Source organism: Pseudomonas sp. S3_B08 (assembly GCF_054667725.1).
On record NZ_CP162750.1, the window covers coordinates 5,486,233 to 5,501,888 of the forward strand.

15 protein-coding genes are annotated in these 15,656 nt (G+C 61.4%); 7 read left to right on the top strand and 8 right to left on the bottom strand.

Translation table 11 applies throughout. The features are described from left to right. Positions 1–38: 38 nt before the first annotated feature. The 8 genes from AB4N73_RS24705 to cbiE all read right to left on the bottom strand — a co-directional run bounded on the left by AB4N73_RS24705 (position 39) and on the right by cbiE (position 8,488). Positions 39–1,412, bottom strand: a complete 1,374-nt coding sequence (locus AB4N73_RS24705; RefSeq protein ID WP_252885241.1) for a PepSY-associated TM helix domain-containing protein — start codon at positions 1,410–1,412, stop codon at positions 39–41. A 144-nt stretch (positions 1,413–1,556) separates the two neighbouring features. Next, on the bottom strand, positions 1,557–3,677 hold the full coding sequence (locus tag AB4N73_RS24710) for a TonB-dependent copper receptor (RefSeq protein WP_460142666.1): 2,121 nt from the start codon (positions 3,675–3,677) through the stop codon (positions 1,557–1,559). 84 nt (positions 3,678–3,761) lie between these two features. Further along, positions 3,762–4,208, bottom strand: coding sequence for a DUF2946 domain-containing protein (locus tag AB4N73_RS24715; protein WP_071174270.1), 447 nt, complete (start codon positions 4,206–4,208; stop codon positions 3,762–3,764). A gap of 21 nt (positions 4,209–4,229) precedes the next feature. Then, the gene (locus AB4N73_RS24720) at positions 4,230–4,709 is read right to left on the bottom strand and encodes a copper chaperone PCu(A)C (protein ID WP_056787657.1); all 480 of its coding nucleotides are present in this window, start codon (positions 4,707–4,709) and stop codon (positions 4,230–4,232) included. A 48-nt stretch (positions 4,710–4,757) separates the two neighbouring features. Further along, positions 4,758–5,156, bottom strand: a complete 399-nt coding sequence (locus AB4N73_RS24725; RefSeq protein WP_460142667.1) for a DUF2946 domain-containing protein — start codon at positions 5,154–5,156, stop codon at positions 4,758–4,760. Between the two features lie 317 nt (positions 5,157–5,473). Next, complete coding sequence (locus AB4N73_RS24730) at positions 5,474–6,190, bottom strand: cobalt-precorrin-6A reductase (RefSeq protein ID WP_236169630.1); 717 nt, start codon at positions 6,188–6,190, stop codon at positions 5,474–5,476. Beyond that, the gene (locus tag AB4N73_RS24735; RefSeq protein WP_056787664.1) at positions 6,187–7,284 is read right to left on the bottom strand and encodes a cobalt-precorrin-5B (C(1))-methyltransferase; all 1,098 of its coding nucleotides are present in this window, start codon (positions 7,282–7,284) and stop codon (positions 6,187–6,189) included. Before AB4N73_RS24735 ends, AB4N73_RS24730 begins: the two co-directional genes overlap by 4 nt. Then, a complete protein-coding gene (cbiE, locus tag AB4N73_RS24740; protein ID WP_460142668.1) occupies positions 7,277–8,488 on the bottom strand; it encodes a precorrin-6y C5,15-methyltransferase (decarboxylating) subunit CbiE in 1,212 nt (403 codons plus the stop codon). The genes AB4N73_RS24735 and cbiE overlap by 8 nt, the downstream gene beginning before the upstream one ends. 225 nt (positions 8,489–8,713) lie before the next feature. On the opposite strand from cbiE, the gene AB4N73_RS24745 reads away from it, so the two are divergent. The 7 genes from AB4N73_RS24745 to cobJ all read left to right on the top strand — a co-directional run bounded on the left by AB4N73_RS24745 (position 8,714) and on the right by cobJ (position 15,553). After that, positions 8,714–9,385 carry a hypothetical protein gene (locus AB4N73_RS24745; protein WP_460142669.1) on the top strand — a complete coding sequence of 224 codons (672 nt, stop codon included), beginning with the start codon at positions 8,714–8,716 and terminating at the stop codon, positions 9,383–9,385. A gap of 141 nt (positions 9,386–9,526) precedes the next feature. Next, entirely contained in the window at positions 9,527–10,345 is an 819-nt protein-coding gene (locus AB4N73_RS24750) for a hypothetical protein (protein ID WP_460142670.1), read from the top strand. A 52-nt stretch (positions 10,346–10,397) separates the two neighbouring features. Next, positions 10,398–11,048: a hypothetical protein gene (locus AB4N73_RS24755; RefSeq protein ID WP_460142671.1), complete on the top strand. Its 651-nt coding sequence runs from the start codon at positions 10,398–10,400 to the stop codon at positions 11,046–11,048. A gap of 156 nt (positions 11,049–11,204) precedes the next feature. Continuing rightward, positions 11,205–12,503, top strand: a complete 1,299-nt coding sequence (gene cobG / locus AB4N73_RS24760; protein WP_150638208.1) for a precorrin-3B synthase — start codon at positions 11,205–11,207, stop codon at positions 12,501–12,503. Then, the gene (locus AB4N73_RS24765; protein ID WP_056787678.1) at positions 12,496–13,122 is read left to right on the top strand and encodes a precorrin-8X methylmutase; all 627 of its coding nucleotides are present in this window, start codon (positions 12,496–12,498) and stop codon (positions 13,120–13,122) included. The genes cobG and AB4N73_RS24765 overlap by 8 nt, the downstream gene beginning before the upstream one ends. Then, entirely contained in the window at positions 13,119–13,853 is a 735-nt protein-coding gene (locus tag AB4N73_RS24770) for a precorrin-2 C(20)-methyltransferase (protein ID WP_370593505.1), read from the top strand. Before AB4N73_RS24765 ends, AB4N73_RS24770 begins: the two co-directional genes overlap by 4 nt. Beyond that, positions 13,853–15,553 (top strand): precorrin-3B C(17)-methyltransferase, encoded by a 1,701-nt coding sequence (cobJ, locus tag AB4N73_RS24775; RefSeq protein WP_460142672.1) that lies wholly within the window; start codon positions 13,853–13,855, stop codon positions 15,551–15,553. Before AB4N73_RS24770 ends, cobJ begins: the two co-directional genes overlap by 1 nt. The last annotated feature ends 103 nt before the right edge of the window (positions 15,554–15,656 follow it).

Here is a 15,656-nt window from a genome sequence, read left to right on the forward strand (position 1 = left end):
ACAGGCGCGGGCCGCCGCAACGGCCCGCGCCCGTCACATCAACGCTGCACCTGCGCGGAACGCTCGCCAAGTCGGGGCACGAGAAACCGGTCGAGCAACCAGACCACCACCAGCGACGCCCCCACCAGTGGAAACACCACCGCCAGCACCAGCATGATCGCCACGCCGGTTTTCCACTTCGGCAGGTCATGGCGCAGCGGCGGCACACCGAATTTGCCTTCAGGCCGACGCTTCCACCAGATCACCACGCCGCTGACGGCGCTGAGCAGAATCATCAGGCAGATCAGCAGCACGACAATCTGGTTGAAGGTGCCGAACATCTTGCCTTCGTGCAGCATCACGCCGATTTCCGTGGCGCGCGCGACGGTGCCGTAGTGCTCGAAGCGGACATCGGCGAGGACCTTGCCGGTGTACTGATCGACGTGCAGGGTGGCGTCGTTGCGCGGGTCATCGGCGAACACGGCAATGGTGAACACGCCGGTGGCGGTGGTCGGCAGGGTGATGCTGTAGCCCGGTTCAACCTTGCGTTCACTGGCGATGTTCTGCACGTCCTGCAGGCTGATCGCGGGTGCTGCGGGGCCGGCATGGGCATTGCCGTGATTCATGTGTTCGGCGTGGTCGCCGGACATCGGCATCGGCGTATTTTCCATCGCCCATGGCACGGTCTGGCGGGTCGCGCTGTTGAGGCTGCGTGCCTCGATGTCGGAGGTCGGCACGTTGTCCCACATCGCTGCCGGAAACACGTTCCACACCTGCGCGTATTGCTTGCCCCAGAAACCGGTCCAGGTCATGCCACTGAGCAACATCACCAGCAACAATGTCGCGCCCCAGAAACCGGTGACCGCATGCAGATCGCGCCACAACACCCGACCGCGACGGCTCAGACGCGGCCACAGGATGCCCGCCGCCTGACCGCGCGGCCACCACAGAAACAGCCCCGACACCACCAGCACCACGCCCCAGCCAGCGGCCATTTCGATCAGGCGATCGCCGACCGTGCCGATCATCAATTCGCCGTGGATCGCACGGGCGATGGCTTGCAGGTTTTGCTTGGCATCCTGCTCGCCGAGGATGTCACCGTGGTACGGATCGACGAACACGTTGAGTTCATGACCGGCGTTCTTCACCACGAATTGCGCGCTGCGCTCGGCATTCACCGGCGGCAGGTACTGGGTGACCTGGCCTTGTGGGTAAGCGCTTTTCACCCGTTGCAGCAAGTCATCGGCCGGCACCGTGTGGTGCCCGGCCGGCACTTCGAGCAGGCTGCTGTACATCAGCGAATCGAGCTGCGGTTTGAACAGATAAATGATCCCGGTCAGGGCCAGCATCACCATGAACGGCGCGACGAACAGCCCGGCATAGAAATGCCAGCGCCAGGCCAGGTTGTAGAAATTGGGTTGAGGCTTTTGCATCACGTGTGCTCCGCTGGGCTTGGTTCTTTTCGTTGTCTGTTTACCTGCGGGAGTGAGCCTGCTCGCGAAGCGGTTGTTCAGTCGATATCGATGCCGACCGTGGTGCCGTCTTCGCGAGCAGGCTCGCTCCCACATGGGTGGGTGTCAGAAACTCATATCCACTTTGGTCCAGAGCGTGCGCCCCGGTTCATTGAGCGCTTGCGGGTCGTTGGCCGGATAGCCGAACCCGGCATTGCCGGCCAGATTCAGGTGTTCGGCGTAGGCTTTGCCGAACAGGTTGTCGACGCCGCTGCTGACCTTCCAGTGCTGGTTGATGCGGTACGCGCCGTTGAGCGAGAACACGCCGAAGCCCGAGCTCTGGGCGTAATCCTTGCCGACCACGTTGCCCTTGTTCGCGTCGATGCGGTGCTGCGCGGCGACCACTCGCCACAATGCGCCGGCGCTCCACTTGGCCTCGCTGTAGGTCAGGCCGAAGCGCGCATCCAGCGGCGGCATCTGCGGTAATGCCGAGCCGTCGCTGCTGTTCTTGCCCCAGGCATAGGCCAGGGTCGCATCGGCTTTCCAGTTGTCGGTCAGGTTGTAGGCAGCTCCGAGTTCGCCACCCATGATCCGCGCGTCGATGTTCTCGGCGCGCGAGGTGCTCATGCCCATCATTCCCGGCGTGTAGTCGAACAGGATGTAATCGCGTACCACACCGATGTAACCCGAGGCCCAGGCTTCGAGGTCGGCGCTCTTGTAGTTCACGCCGAAGTCGAACTGCGTGGTCTTTTCCGGTTTGATCGAGTCGAACGCGTTGACCGATCCTGCCGGGCCGGACTTGGGCGAAAACAACTCCCAGTAATCCGGGAAGCGTTGCGCATGGCCGAGGCCTGCATAAAGCGTGGTCGGGCTGTCGGCCAGATCGTGTTCATAGCGCACGAAGCCACTGGGTAACGTGTCGGCGCGGCTGTCGTCGGCGGTCTGGTTGGGGCGGGACATCATCCCCGACCCTGTGGTTTGCCGGTAATCCTTGGCCGAGGCGCGATCGACCCGAGCGCCAGTGATCAAGCGATCACGCTCGGTGGCGTACCAGGTCATTTCGCTGAACACACCGTAATTGTGGAAATCGGCGTCCTTGCTGTACGGCAGCTCCTTGTAGGTATCGATGCCCATTGAGCTGCGCTGACGGTGCTCGTTGGTCTGTGCGTCGAGGCCGGTGATCAGTTGAACATCAGCCCAGCGCCAGGTTGCTTTGATCCGTGCACCGAGGGTACGACGGTCGACGTTGGACGCCATCGGTCCCGCCATCATGCCGATGCCGGAGGGCGTGCGCAGGGTGTAGTTGTCCATCACATGATCGGCGTAGTTGTAGTAGACCTGCGCTTCGAGTTTCTCCAGTACGTCGCTGATGTTGGTTTTTTCAAAGCGCAGACCGAGGCTCTCGCGCAGGAATTGCGAACCGTCCATGCCGCGCCCGGCATACCGCGCCTCGCCATCGCCCTTGCCGGCGGTGAGTTCGATCAGGGTGTCGGCATCCGGCGTCCAGCCCAGTGCGACATCGCCGTTCCACTTGTCGTAACGCGAGGCGACGATGTCGTTGTTGCCGTCGCGATAGTCATCGGAATGCGCAGTGTTGCCGATCACCCGCACGTAACCCAGAGGACCGCCGGCAGCGGCGTCGACAACCTTGTCGAAACGCCCATGCGAGCCCGCCAGGAGGCTGGCGTTGACGCGAGTGCCGAGTTCGCCGAAGTTCTCCGGCTCACGGTCGAACAGCACCGTACCGGCCGATGCGCCCGGCCCCCACAGGACGGTTTGCGGGCCTTTGATCACCGTGAGGCTGTCGTAGGTTTCCGGCGAGATGTACGAGGTCGGCGCGTCCATCCGTCCAGGGCAAGCGCCGAGCATCATGCTGCCGTTGGTGAGGATGTTCAGCCGCGAACCGAACATGCCGCGCAGCACCGGATCGCCGTTGGTGCCGCCATTGCGCACCAGAGCGAAGCCGGGAATGGTCTTCAGGTAATCGCCGCCGTCACTGGCCGGCACCGGTTGGCGCGGATCCTTGGGGTTGGTGACGATCGTCAATGGTGAGCTTGGAGCGATGGCAGTGATCACCGTCGGGCTCAGTTCATGTTCATGGCCGGCGTGAGCGTCGGCCAGCGCCAGCGGTGTCAGCAGTACGCCGCAAAGGACGGCAATAGCGTGCCTGCAACGAATCCGCGATTCGTTCAGGGCAAAGTGCGCGCGGGCAGATTCCGCGCAGGGGACAGCAGTAAACCTGGACATGACAATTTCCATCGAACAGTCGTAAACACCACGGTCGGCAGCCTGGAGCTGTCTTCTCAACCGTGTGCAATCAGAGGTGCGTGTTTACGTGGCGATGGGCGGGGCGCGGGTGCGGGCGCCGGGGAAGAAGGGTTGGCGGGCATGGCCCAGACGCGGGGAGGGTGGGGTGAAGGTATTGGGTGGCGGGATGTTGAAAGCGACGAAATCGCCGCCGCCGGTCAGTGCCGGGCAATTGAACAGCAGGCTGCAATAGCCGCATTTTTCCCACAGCACGTGATGCGAAGATTGCGGCGGGCAATGCTCGGCCGCAGGCTGGGCTGCGTGGCCGCTGTGATCCATGCCGGGCATGTCCATCGACATGTCCATGCTCATTGGCATCGACGTCGAGGCGTGCTGATCCATCGGCATCGACTGAGAAATCAGTGGACCGATGAAGATCATCAACATGGCGAACAGGGCGATCCAGCTGCCACGCGTCAGCGCTTGAGTCTGACGGTGATGCGGGACGGGCCTGGCGCGCAACGGACGCATGGGCGAAGTCAGCCGAAACGGTTACTGAGCGTGCACGTGGCCCTGGGCCGATTCCGGCGGTTTCTTCTGCACGGCTACTTCAACGCTGACGTCACCTGCCTTTTCGAAATGCAGGGTCATCGGGAAACGCTTGCCGTCGCTGAGCAGACTGCGATCGCTCGGGTTGAGCAGCATCACGTGATAAGCCATCGGCGCGAAGGTCACGGTGCCGCCGGCGGGGATTTGCACGCTTGGCACCTGCTGCATCTTCATCAGATCGCCCTGCATGACGTGCTCGTGCAACTGCGCTTGTGCAGCGATGGGCGAGTCGACGCTGAGCAGGCGATCGGCGCTTTTGCCGGTGTTGTGAATGATGAAATAGGCGGCGACGGTCGGCGCATTCGGCGGCAGTTCCTGCGACCACGGATGGGCGATTTCCAGCGCACCCACCTTGTATTCGTGGGCATGGGCAAAGCACGCCGGCAAAAGCAGCGCAGCGAGGACGAAGAGTTTCTTCAACATGGCAGTTCTCCAGAACGATTTGAAACGCGGATTCAGGGCGCGAACCAATCAGACCAGAGGGGAGGCACGGGGATTGAGACTCGGCCATTGCTGGCGCGGCGTCTGGGTTTGCAGGGAGGCGGGCGCAACGCTGCGGTTGCTTTCAAATTGCGCGAAATACAGCTGCGGCGAATGCCCCGGCAGCGCCAGCAATGGCGCCCCACCTGAGCAACACCAGCAGTGCTGCATGTTCGAATGGTTGTCGTTCTGCGGGGCCTTCTGATCCGTGGCACCGATGTCGATCGCCACCATCTTCATGCCGCTGCCGGTGCAGAAACTGCTCCAGAGTATCTGCTCGGCCGGTGAACTGGCCGCCTGCGCCATCGCCCCGCTCAGCGGCATGGCGAGCATGTTGAACAGCACTGCAAAGCAGGCGATCCAGGCAAATGCTAACCGGCGTCGGTTCATGGGACAGGTCCGTTGGGTGGGCGATCAGGCGCGGCCCATTTAGCCTGATCAGGGCCGATAAGTAAAAAAGCGTCGTGCGGCTTGGTGTCGCATTGAGCTGTTAAAGGAGTGTAGCTACTTGAATTTGCAGTGCCAGACCTGACGCCTTCGCGGGCAAGCCCGCTCCCACAAATTTTGTGAGTGTGCACAGATATCAGCAACATCCACGGTTCCTGTGGGAGCGAGCCTGCTCGCGAAAGCGATTTGTCAGGCACTGATGGGCTACTGGTGCTGACGTCTTCGCGAGCAGGCTCGCTCCCACAAAGCGCCGTGCCGATTCAGTGGGAAAGGGCAGCGAGGACTTCAGCGAATGATCCAAACTCCCGATCAGCCCCCGGCAACTCCGGCCGCTTCAACACCAGCACCGGCACGCCACGCTCGCGCGCCACTTCAAGCTTCGGCTCAGTCGCGGTGCTGCCGCTGTTCTTGCTGATCAGCACATCGATCTGCCTGCGCTCGAACAGCGCGCGCTCGTCTTCCAGCAGAAACGGCCCACGGGCGCCGATCACTTCGCAGCGCGCGTTGCCGGGATAAACGTCGAGGGCGCGCAGGGTCCAGAACTGGTGGGCGGGGATTTCGTCGAGGTGTTGCAGCGGTTCACGGCCGAGGGTGAACAACGGGCGGTGGAACGGTTCCAGGGCGGCGATGAGTTCGGCCCAGTCACTGACCTCGCGCCAGTCATCGCCTGCTTGCGGTTGCCAGGCGGGCCGGCGCAAGGCCCAGCAGGGGATGCCGGCGAGCTGTGCCGCGCGGGCGGCGTTGGCGCTGATTTGTGCGGCGTACGGATGCGTGGCGTCGAGCAGCAGATCGACGCCTTCATCGGCGATGAACTGCGCCAGACCCTCAGCGCCGCCATAGCCGCCGACCCGAACCTGGCAGCGCAAATCGCTCGGCACCCGGCCAACGCCAGCGAGGCTGTAGATATGTTGTGGGCCGAGCGTGCGGGCAATCGCCAGCGCTTCAGTCACGCCGCCGAGCAACAAGATCCGCTTCATACAAAACCTCCGGCATGCCCGACAATCCCGCCCTGACGATCAATGGCAAACACCTCGACCTGGACCTGTGCCGGTACCACGCTGCGGGCGAAATTCAATGCGTGGCGACACACCTCATCCCCTAAAGCGATGCCCGCCGCACTGGCTATGGCCAAGGCTTGTTGGCTGGTATTGGCTTCGCGAATGCCTTGTTGCAATGCCGCATCCGCGCCAATCGCCGCCGCCCACTCGGCCAGTTGCGGCAAGTCGATGCTCGAATGCCGTGAGTGCAGATCCATATGCCCGGCGGCGAGTTTGCTGATTTTGCCGAAGCCGCCGCACAAGCTGAGTTTATCCACAGGTACTTTGCGCAGATGCTTGAGCACCGCGCCGACAAAGTCACCCATCTCGATCAGGGCGATTTCCGGCAGGTCATAGACCCGGCGCATGGTGTCTTCGCTGGCGTTGCCGGTGCACGCGGCGATGTGCAGATAACCGTTGGTTTTCGCTACGTCGATGCCCTGATGAATCGAGGCGATGTAAGCGGCGCAGGAAAATGGCCGGACGATGCCGCTGGTGCCGAGAATCGACAGGCCGCCAAGAATGCCCAGCCGTGGATTCATGGTTTTCAGCGCCAGTTCTGCGCCGCCCTCGACATTGACTGTGACTTCGAAGCCGCCGCCGTAACCGGTTTCGGCGGCGAGCAAGGCCAAGTGATCGCTGATCATTTTGCGCGGCACTGGATTGATCGCCGGTTCGCCGACGGCCAATACCAGACCGGGTCGGGTCACCGTGCCGACGCCGACACCGGCGTTGAAGCGAATTCCCGGTTCGGCGGACAGTCGCACCTGTGAATAGAGCAGGGCGCCGTGAGTGACGTCAGGGTCATCGCCGGCATCCTTGATCGTACCGGCCTCGGCGCCGCCCTCGCTCAAGCGGCAGAACTCCAGGCGCATCTGCACCTGTTTGCCCTTGGGCAGCGTGATCTGCACCGCGTCGGCGCTGATGCCGGTGAGCAACAGGCGCGCGGCGGCGAGGCTGGTGGCGGTGGCGCAGCTGCCGGTGGTGAGGCCGCTGCGCAGGGGCGCGGGTTGTTCGGCGGTTTCGTCACGCATCGAGGGGTTTGACCAATTCCAGCAGGGTGATCGGCAATGCCTGACGCCAAGTGTCGAACTCGCCGAGCGGTTGCGCCTGGGCGACATGGATGCGCGTCAGCTCACCGCCGTATTGTTCGCGCCAATGCATCAGGGTGACTTCGCTTTGCAGGGTCACGGCGTTGGCCACCAGACGGCCGCCGGGCTTGAGCTGGTCCCAGCAGGTCTCGAATACACCCTCACGGGTGACGCCGCCGCCGATAAAAATCGCTTCCGGACGTTCAAGGCCATTGAGCGCTTGTGGCGCCTTGCCGCGAATCAGGTGCAAGCCGGGTACGCCCAGCGCATCGCGGTTGTGTTCGATCAATTGCTGACGGCCCTCGTCGGCCTCGACCGCGATGGCACGACAGCTCGGGTGCGCACGCATCCATTCGATGCCGATCGAGCCGCTGCCGGCGCCGACATCCCAGAGCAGTTCGCCGGGCTTCGGCGCCAGGCGGGCGAGGGTGATGGCGCGCACGTCGCGCTTGGTCAGCTGGCCGTCGTGACGGAACGCCGAATCGGGCAGACCGGCGAGGCGTGACAGGCCGGTAACACCGGGTTCGGCCAGACACTCGACAGCAACAACGTTGAGATCGGCAATCGGCGCATTTTCCCAGTCACTGGCGCGGCGCTCGATACGCCGTTCGGCGTCGCCGCCCAAATGCTCCAGAACAGTCATGCGACTTGGGCCGAAACCACGTTCGCAGAGCAATTGCGCAACGGCGGCCGGGCTGCTGCCGTCATTGCTCAGCAACAACAGACGCACGCCGCTGAACAGATGCGCATTGAGCGCCGCCAACGGACGCGCCACCAGCGACACAATCGTCACCTCCTGCAACGGCCAGCCCAGGCGCGCCGCCGCCAGTGCGCAGGACGAAGGGGCGGGGATGATCGCCATCTCGGCGCTCGGCACCTGACGCGCCAGACTGGCACCGACGCCGTAAAACATCGGATCACCGCTGGCCAGCACGCAGACCGGCTCGCCACGCGACTCGAGCACCGGCGCTAGGGAAAACGGACTCGGCCACAATTGCCGCTCGCCGCCGATGCACGGCGGCAGCAGATCCAGCTGACGCTGGCCGCCGACGATCCGCGAAGCGCCCATCAGAGCACGCCGGGCGTTCTTGCCCAGGCCTTTGAAGCCGTCTTCACCAATACCCACAACGGTCAGCCAATCGCCCATTTCATACTCCAGATCCTGCGTCCAGCGAAGCGGGCGACATGATAACGCGACAATCGATAACTGGCTGCTGTCCTTTTTTCAGGAGCGCCGACATTGAATGTTTACATTGTCTTTTGTGATTTTTCGAGTTCTTCGCAAGTATTGAATTGGCGTTCCGCTGGAAGTGCTTGTGGCTATCCGGAAGGTACTTTTTTAGTAAATTGAATAATCAAATGGATAATTGAAATGAACGATGTTTTGAACAGTATCTCAGCACTGCCCGACCAAGGCAGTGCGACGGTGATGGGGAATAATCTGTTGTCCTACTTTTCCGGGTTGACTGCGGAAGACAAACGATTCGTCAAAGACAGTATGCGCTGGGCAGAATACAGAGCCGATTTGCGTCATGACAGAAACAGTGAGCCAGCTGCTTGGTTCGAATATTATTCTGGGGTGCTCTGGTCTGTCGGCTGGAGCCTTGAGCAAGCTCCGGTAATCCATGTTGACAAGAACTTTACCGGTAATGCGCTGGAAGTCTGGGCGCGATCCTTGTCGCAACAACTAAGTCGGGAGAAAGTCGGGCTAATGAAGGAGGCGTTCCATATGCTTGAGACACATTCGGACGCCATAGACGTATTTAGAGGCAGCGCTCGGGAATGGAGCGATTTTCGTTTTTCTCCTGCTCAGTACAATTTCAATAGGGAGTTGGAGATTGTCGTCAGTAATGTTCGCTTGCTTGATGCGAAGTGGTCCTCTACCTATTTGTTCTGGACTATTCAGCATACGGGTTCGGAGCTTGATATCCGCTCCAGGCGCTTTTTGATCAGGTCTGCCGCGATAAATGAAAATCGGCTTCAGTTGGCTGCTGCAGTACTTGATATGCGCACGCGTGAAATTGAGTTGGCTCAGGGCGCTTGATGTTAGTTGGAGAGCTTTGTTTGCTGGTTTGTATGATGGTCTGAAATTAAATGCATGGATTTTCGATTTGATTAACTCCGGCGCTGTGATTAATTTGTTTTTCACACCAAGTCGGTGTTTAACCAAGAAAGGAATCCATTTATGACTGAGCTGAATAAAGATGTAATCTCCGCTGTTGAGCGGTTTAGTTTGATTGCACAAACCAATGAGTTTATCGCTGCGCAGCCAGTGCTGCGCTCGCGTTCGGCAAGTGTTGGCAGTAGCTTGCCGATTGATAAAGATGAACTGAATGCTGCAATCATGGGCTCGGGTATTGCAGGCTTTGATGCAAGCATGTCCAAGCGCAGCAAGCGAATCGTTAAAAACACCTACATGTATGCCGATCTGGTTGCCTTGCTCAAATATCCGGCGTCCAACCAAAAGGAACAGCGCTATAACGAGTTTATGCGATTGATGAAACTGGCTGGCTGGTTTGCTTTCAGCCAGCCTTATAATCGATATACCGCTACTTCGCAAAAGCTGACCATGGACAATGTTGTCCTGTCTGTTCTGCATACTGCTGTTGGTGCTGCGGTAGGGCAGGGCCAGGCAGCCCTTAAAGTATTGTCCTCTGTGGCAGATGCGACCATGGATGCACTGAAAAATGAACCACAGGCCCTGACGCTGTTCGAGAACAACTCGAAGAAAGCCGAAGGTGGCAACTTTTGCATGAGTGCGGCTTCGCAGGATGATGAGGGTGGTATCACCCTGGCAATCGCTGCTGTGCAATATCTGGCTTCGGCTCAACCTACCAAAGTACTGTTTGTAGAATGGGCAACATCTGCTGTGGAGATTTATAACGCCGGCGCCACTATGTATATGGATGAGGAAGACTATGCAATGGTTGAACCGTTGATTGTCAAGGCTCTGACTGAGCAGCGTGAGAAAGCGCTCAGCTACGAATTTGGCCAATCGGTCTGAAAGTGATTAATGCCAGAGGCGCAAGCCTCTGGTTTTTTTGTGGGAGATGCAAATGTTCGCGATTTCGAAGGTTTTCGTATGCGCAGGGGCATTAGTGCTGGTGCGTAAAGAGCTGTCGGCATCTGACATTGACGACAGTCTCGATGCGCTGCTTTATTCACAAACGGTCGCCTCGCATAAAGTTCCCGATGCTGTTGAATGCGACGCATGGAATGACGCCAATAAAACGGCTTTGAAAGTCACCGGTGCTTTGTTTTTCGACGATCCGGTTATCAGCGCGCCGGTCACTACGCCCGATACTTTTACTCTGCTGGAGTTGGCACAAGAACTCTTGCAAGGTTGGGCGCCGGCAGTTTTTAACCAACAGGTAATTGCCAATCTGAACTCGCAACTGGAGAGCAACGGTGCGGCCCTTGAGTTGCTTCAGCGAAATATTCTGCAAGAGGGCAAGTCGATTCGCTTCATGCTTGGCAGCGTATCTGCGGAATCAACGATTACGATGGTCGTCATTTCGTTTGCCGTCAAAGAGCCTGTTCCGGGCAATGTGCTTGAGCAACGCTTCAATGCCGAGCAGATAGTGGGCAACCTTGCTGTTGATTGCTACAAGGCTCTTATAGATGCCGATGATTACTGTTTCTCGAGAGCCAGGATTATTGCGTTATTGGGTGAGCGGCGCGAAAAGCAGATTATCGCCCTGACCTGAGCGCGCGGCAGAGGCAACAACTGAAGCCTGCCTGCCCCGCCGGTCGAGACAGAGGGCAGACTTTTCATACCGGTGGGCAAAGCAGGCATAATACCGCGCCTTCGCCCGCGAAGCGCTTCTGCCACACAACCGGTCAGCCCCTTGAACGAACGCCCGATGTCCACTGCCTTACGCCCCTCGGCCTGCCCGGGGTTGCTGCGTATCGTCCAGGCACTGGACGGCGGTATCTGCCGGATCAAGCTTGATGGCGGTTCGATCAGTGCCGATCAGGCCGATGCGGTGGCCGCTGCCGCCGAAGCGTTTGCGAGCGGAGCGATCGAAGCGACCAATCGCGGCAACCTGCAGATTCGCGGCATCGGTGCGCAATCCGCAGCGCTGATCGAGTGTTTGCTGGCCGCCGGCCTTGGGCCGAAGCACGCCGCCGGCGACGATGTGCGCAATCTGATGCTCAGCCCGGCTGCCGGCATCGATCGGCAGATGCTGTTCGACACGCGCCCGCTCGCAGGGCAAATCCTCGACACCTTGCAAAGTCATCCGCGCTTCCATGAGTTGAGCGCCAAGTTCGCCGTGCAGCTCGATGGCGGCGAAGCCCTGGTGATGCTCGAACATCCGCATGACCTGTGGCTGTCGGCATTCGAGCGTGACGGCGAAATCCTCTGGGCATTCGGTCTGGCCGGTTGCCCGACCGATCGCCCTCTCGGCGCTGTGAGCCTGGACAATGCTCACGCACTGGTGGTCGCCGCGCTGGAGTTGTTCCTCGACCTGGCCCGGCCAGAGCAAACACGGATGCGCCATCTGCTCGACGAGTTGCCCAGGCTCGCGTTCCTTGAGTCGTTGCGCGAGCGCGTATCGCTCAAGGCGATCAGCAATTGGCAGCGCCCGACGTCGGCAGACGCGCTGCACATCGGCGCTCATCAGCAAAACACGCAAGGTCTCTGCTACGTCGGCGCGGTGCCGCCACTGGGCCGACTTGATCCGGCGATGCTGCGTGGCGCGGCACAACTGGCCCGTCAATTTGGCGATGGCAGTCTGCGCTTCACGCCGTGGCAGAGCCTGCTGCTGCCGAACGTGAAAGCCACTGATACCGACAACGTGCTTGAGCAGTTGCGGGCGTTGGGCCTGTTGACGACCGAGGCCGAACCACTGGCTCGCCTGATCGCCTGCACCGGCGCCGATGGCTGCGGCAAAGGCCTGGCCGACACCAAGCAGGATGCCCGGCAACTTGCACCTCTGCTGCCCGCAGGCCTCAGCGTGCACCTGTCGGGTTGCTCGCGCTCCTGCGCCGCCGCCCACTGCGCGCCAGCGACGCTGCTGGCCGTTGCCCCCGGTCATTACGACCTCTATTTTCGCGATGCAGCACAGCCCGGATTCGGCACGCTGCACGCCTGCAATCTTACTATTGAAGCGGCCGCGACCCTGCTCGACGCCCGCTCCCGGAGCCCCCTTGATGCTTGATTACATCCGCGACGGTCAGGAGATCTATCGCAACTCCTTCGCGATCATTCGCCGCGAGGCCAATCTGGCGCGCATTCCCGCCGATCTGGAAAAACTTGCGGTGCGAGTGATCCACGCCTGCGGCATGGTCGAGGCCATCGACGGTCTGCAATTCTCCGAGGGCGCGGGCAAGGCCGGGCGCGATGCGCTGGCGGCCGGTGCGCCGATTCTCTGCGACGCGCGGATGGTCTCCGAAGGCGTGACCCGCACGCGCCTGCCGGCCAATAACCAAGTGATCTGCACTTTGCGCGACGACAGCGTGCCGGAGCTCGCCCGCGAGTTGGGCAACACCCGCTCGGCCGCCGCGCTGGAGCTGTGGCGCCCGCACCTCGAAGGCAGTGTGGTGGTGATCGGCAACGCACCGACCGCGCTGTTTTACTTGCTGGAAATGCTCGACGCCGGCGCGCCAAAACCGGCACTGATCCTCGGCTTCCCGGTCGGCTTCGTCGGCGCTGCCGAATCGAAAGCGGCGCTGGCCGCCGACAGTCGCGGCGTGCCGTTCGTGATCATGCAAGGCCGGCTGGGCGGCAGCGCCATGGCCGCCGCCGCCGTCAATGCCCTCGCCACGGAGATCGAATGATGCAGGCCAAAGGACATCTGATCGGCCTCGGTGTCGGCCCCGGTGATCCGGAACTGATCACTGTCAAAGCCTTGCGCCTGCTGCGCGAATCGCCGGTGGTCGCGTATTTCGTGGCCAAGGGCAAGAAGGGCAATGCGTTCGGCATCATCGAGGCGCATCTGGTCGAGGCGCAGAACCTGCTGCCGCTGGTCTATCCGGTGACCACCGAGGCGTTGCCGGCGCCGCTGTCGTATGAGCAGGTGATCAGTGATTTCTACGACGAAGCCGCTGTGGCGGTCGCCGAGCATCTGGACGCCGGCCGCGACGTAGCGGTGATCTGCGAAGGCGACCCGTTCTTCTACGGCTCCTACATGTATTTGCATGATCGTCTCGCCAGCCGTTACGAGGCCGAAGTCGTGCCCGGCGTGTGCTCGATGCTCGGCGGCGCTTCGGTGCTCGGCGCGCCGCTGGTGTATCGCAATCAGAGCCTGTCGGTGCTTTCCGGCGTGCTGCCCCACGAAGAACTAAAACGGCGTCTGGCCGATGCCGATGCGGCGGTGATCATGAAACTGGGGCGCAACTTTCCCAAGGTCCGTCAGGTGCTGGAAGAACTCGGCCTCGCCGAGCGTGCGTTGTATGTCGAGCGCGCGACCATGGCCAACCAGAAGATCGTGCCGATGGATCAGGTCGAGCCGATGTCCTCGCCGTACTTCTCGCTGATCATCGTCCCGGGCGAACGGTGGCAAGGTTGATGAGCCAAGCGACTCCCGCCATCGTCATTCTCGGCCAGGGCAGCCTCGCGACGGCGCGGCGCATTCAGCAGGTCTACCCGGCGGCGCAAATCCATGGCCTTGCCGGACGGGTTGAAGGCGCCGACAGCAGCTATCAGGAATTCGGCGCGACCCTGCGCGCGTTGTATCAACAGGACACGCCGATCATTGCCCTGTGCGCGGCGGGGATTGTCATTCGCACCTTGGCGCCGCTGTTGCTGGAGAAAGGCGCCGAACCAGCGGTGCTGGCGGTGGCCGAAGACGGCAGCGCGGTGGTGCCGTTGCTCGGTGGCCTCGGCGGGGTCAACGTCATGGCCCGGGAGATCGCGGCGGCGTTGCAAGTGGCGCCGGCGATCACCACCAGCGGCGAATTGCGCTTTGGTACCTGCCTGCTCAATCCGCCAAGCGGCTATGCACTGGCGGATCTGGAATCGGGCAAACGCTTCGTTTCCGACCTGCTCGCCGGGCACAGCGTGCGCATCGAAGGCGCGGCGCCATGGCTCGATCAGGCGCAGTTGCCGCAGGATCCGCAGGCGCAGCGGTCGATTCATGTGAGCAGTGTGCAGCGGGTGGCCAGCGCCGATGAATTACTGATTTACCCGCGCAGCGTGGCGGTGGCAGTGAGCGCTGACGTGGCAGATCTGCCGAACGCCGTTCGCGCTGCGTTGCAACAGGCCAGCGTCGCCGTGCCGGCACTGGCGTGTCTGGTGGCAGCAGACGCTGAAATGGCCTCATCGAGTTTGCGCGAAGCTGCGCTCGAGTTGGGCGTGCCACTGCGCTTTGTGGCAGCACAAAGCGATCTTCAGACTTTGGCCCGCGTGGCAGTGCCAGCGGCGAAGGTGATCAGCGCAGAACATCTGGCGATCGCGATTGCCGAGCAACCCCTGGACGTCGCGCAGATCGGCCGCCCGCGCGGTCGCCTGGCGGTCATTGGTCTTGGCCCCGGCGCCGCCGAACTGATGGTGCCAGCGGTGAAAACCGAACTGGCCCGCGCCACCGATGTGCTGGGCTACGAAACCTACGTGCGCATGGCTGGCCCGTTCCGCGACGATCAGGTGCAGCACTGCACCGACAATCGTGAAGAAATGCAGCGTGCCCGCCATGCCTTCAGGCTCGCCGCCGCAGGCCGCTCGGTGATCGTGGTTTCCTCGGGCGACCCGGGCGTATTCGCCATGGCCGCTGCGGTGCTCGAAGCCCTGCACGAATCGGACGATCCGGCGTGGCACAGCGTTGATCTGGAAATCCTCCCCGGCGTCTCCGCCTCGCTGGCCACTGCGGCTCAGGCCGGTGCGCCGCTGGGCCACGACTTCTGCGTGATGTCCCTGTCGGATAACCTCAAGCCCTGGGCGATCATCGAGAAACGTCTGGATCTGGCCGCCCAAGCGGATCTGGCCCTGGCGTTCTACAATCCGATTTCCCGGGCGCGCCCGTGGCAACTGGGCCGGGCGCTGGAGATTGTTGCGCAGCACCGCTCGCCTGAAACACCGGTGGTGCTCGGTCGGGACATCGGCCGGCCGGGGCAGACGCTGCGCACCACGACCCTGGGCGCATTGACACCGGAACAGGTGGACATGCGCACCATGGTGCTGATCGGTTCTTCGACCACCTGCACCTTCGCCCGTGCCGGAGGCGGTGAGTGGGTTTACACGCCGCGTTGGTATGGTGAAAAACCGCTGTCCTGAAAAACCCTCCGCTCATTCAATATTCAGCTTTGGGAAAGTTTGAGCGGTTGTAAGTCCGATCGAAGTTTCAATTGTTTTCCACCAGCAATAAACAATGGTCATG

Coding starts and splice junctions, on each gene's coding strand:
- AB4N73_RS24705 (WP_252885241.1), bottom strand. CDS start 1,412: ATGCAAAAGCCTCAACCCAATTTCTACAACCTGGCCTGGCGCTGGCAT.
- AB4N73_RS24710 (WP_460142666.1), bottom strand. CDS start 3,677: ATGTCCAGGTTTACTGCTGTCCCCTGCGCGGAATCTGCCCGCGCGCAC.
- AB4N73_RS24715 (WP_071174270.1), bottom strand. CDS start 4,208: ATGCGTCCGTTGCGCGCCAGGCCCGTCCCGCATCACCGTCAGACTCAA.
- AB4N73_RS24720 (WP_056787657.1), bottom strand. CDS start 4,709: ATGTTGAAGAAACTCTTCGTCCTCGCTGCGCTGCTTTTGCCGGCGTGC.
- AB4N73_RS24725 (WP_460142667.1), bottom strand. CDS start 5,156: ATGAACCGACGCCGGTTAGCATTTGCCTGGATCGCCTGCTTTGCAGTG.
- AB4N73_RS24730 (WP_236169630.1), bottom strand. CDS start 6,190: ATGAAGCGGATCTTGTTGCTCGGCGGCGTGACTGAAGCGCTGGCGATT.
- AB4N73_RS24735 (WP_056787664.1), bottom strand. CDS start 7,284: ATGCGTGACGAAACCGCCGAACAACCCGCGCCCCTGCGCAGCGGCCTC.
- cbiE (WP_460142668.1), bottom strand. CDS start 8,488: ATGGGCGATTGGCTGACCGTTGTGGGTATTGGTGAAGACGGCTTCAAA.
- AB4N73_RS24745 (WP_460142669.1), top strand. CDS start 8,714: ATGAACGATGTTTTGAACAGTATCTCAGCACTGCCCGACCAAGGCAGT.
- AB4N73_RS24750 (WP_460142670.1), top strand. CDS start 9,527: ATGACTGAGCTGAATAAAGATGTAATCTCCGCTGTTGAGCGGTTTAGT.
- AB4N73_RS24755 (WP_460142671.1), top strand. CDS start 10,398: ATGTTCGCGATTTCGAAGGTTTTCGTATGCGCAGGGGCATTAGTGCTG.
- cobG (WP_150638208.1), top strand. CDS start 11,205: ATGTCCACTGCCTTACGCCCCTCGGCCTGCCCGGGGTTGCTGCGTATC.
- AB4N73_RS24765 (WP_056787678.1), top strand. CDS start 12,496: ATGCTTGATTACATCCGCGACGGTCAGGAGATCTATCGCAACTCCTTC.
- AB4N73_RS24770 (WP_370593505.1), top strand. CDS start 13,119: ATGATGCAGGCCAAAGGACATCTGATCGGCCTCGGTGTCGGCCCCGGT.
- cobJ (WP_460142672.1), top strand. CDS start 13,853: ATGAGCCAAGCGACTCCCGCCATCGTCATTCTCGGCCAGGGCAGCCTC.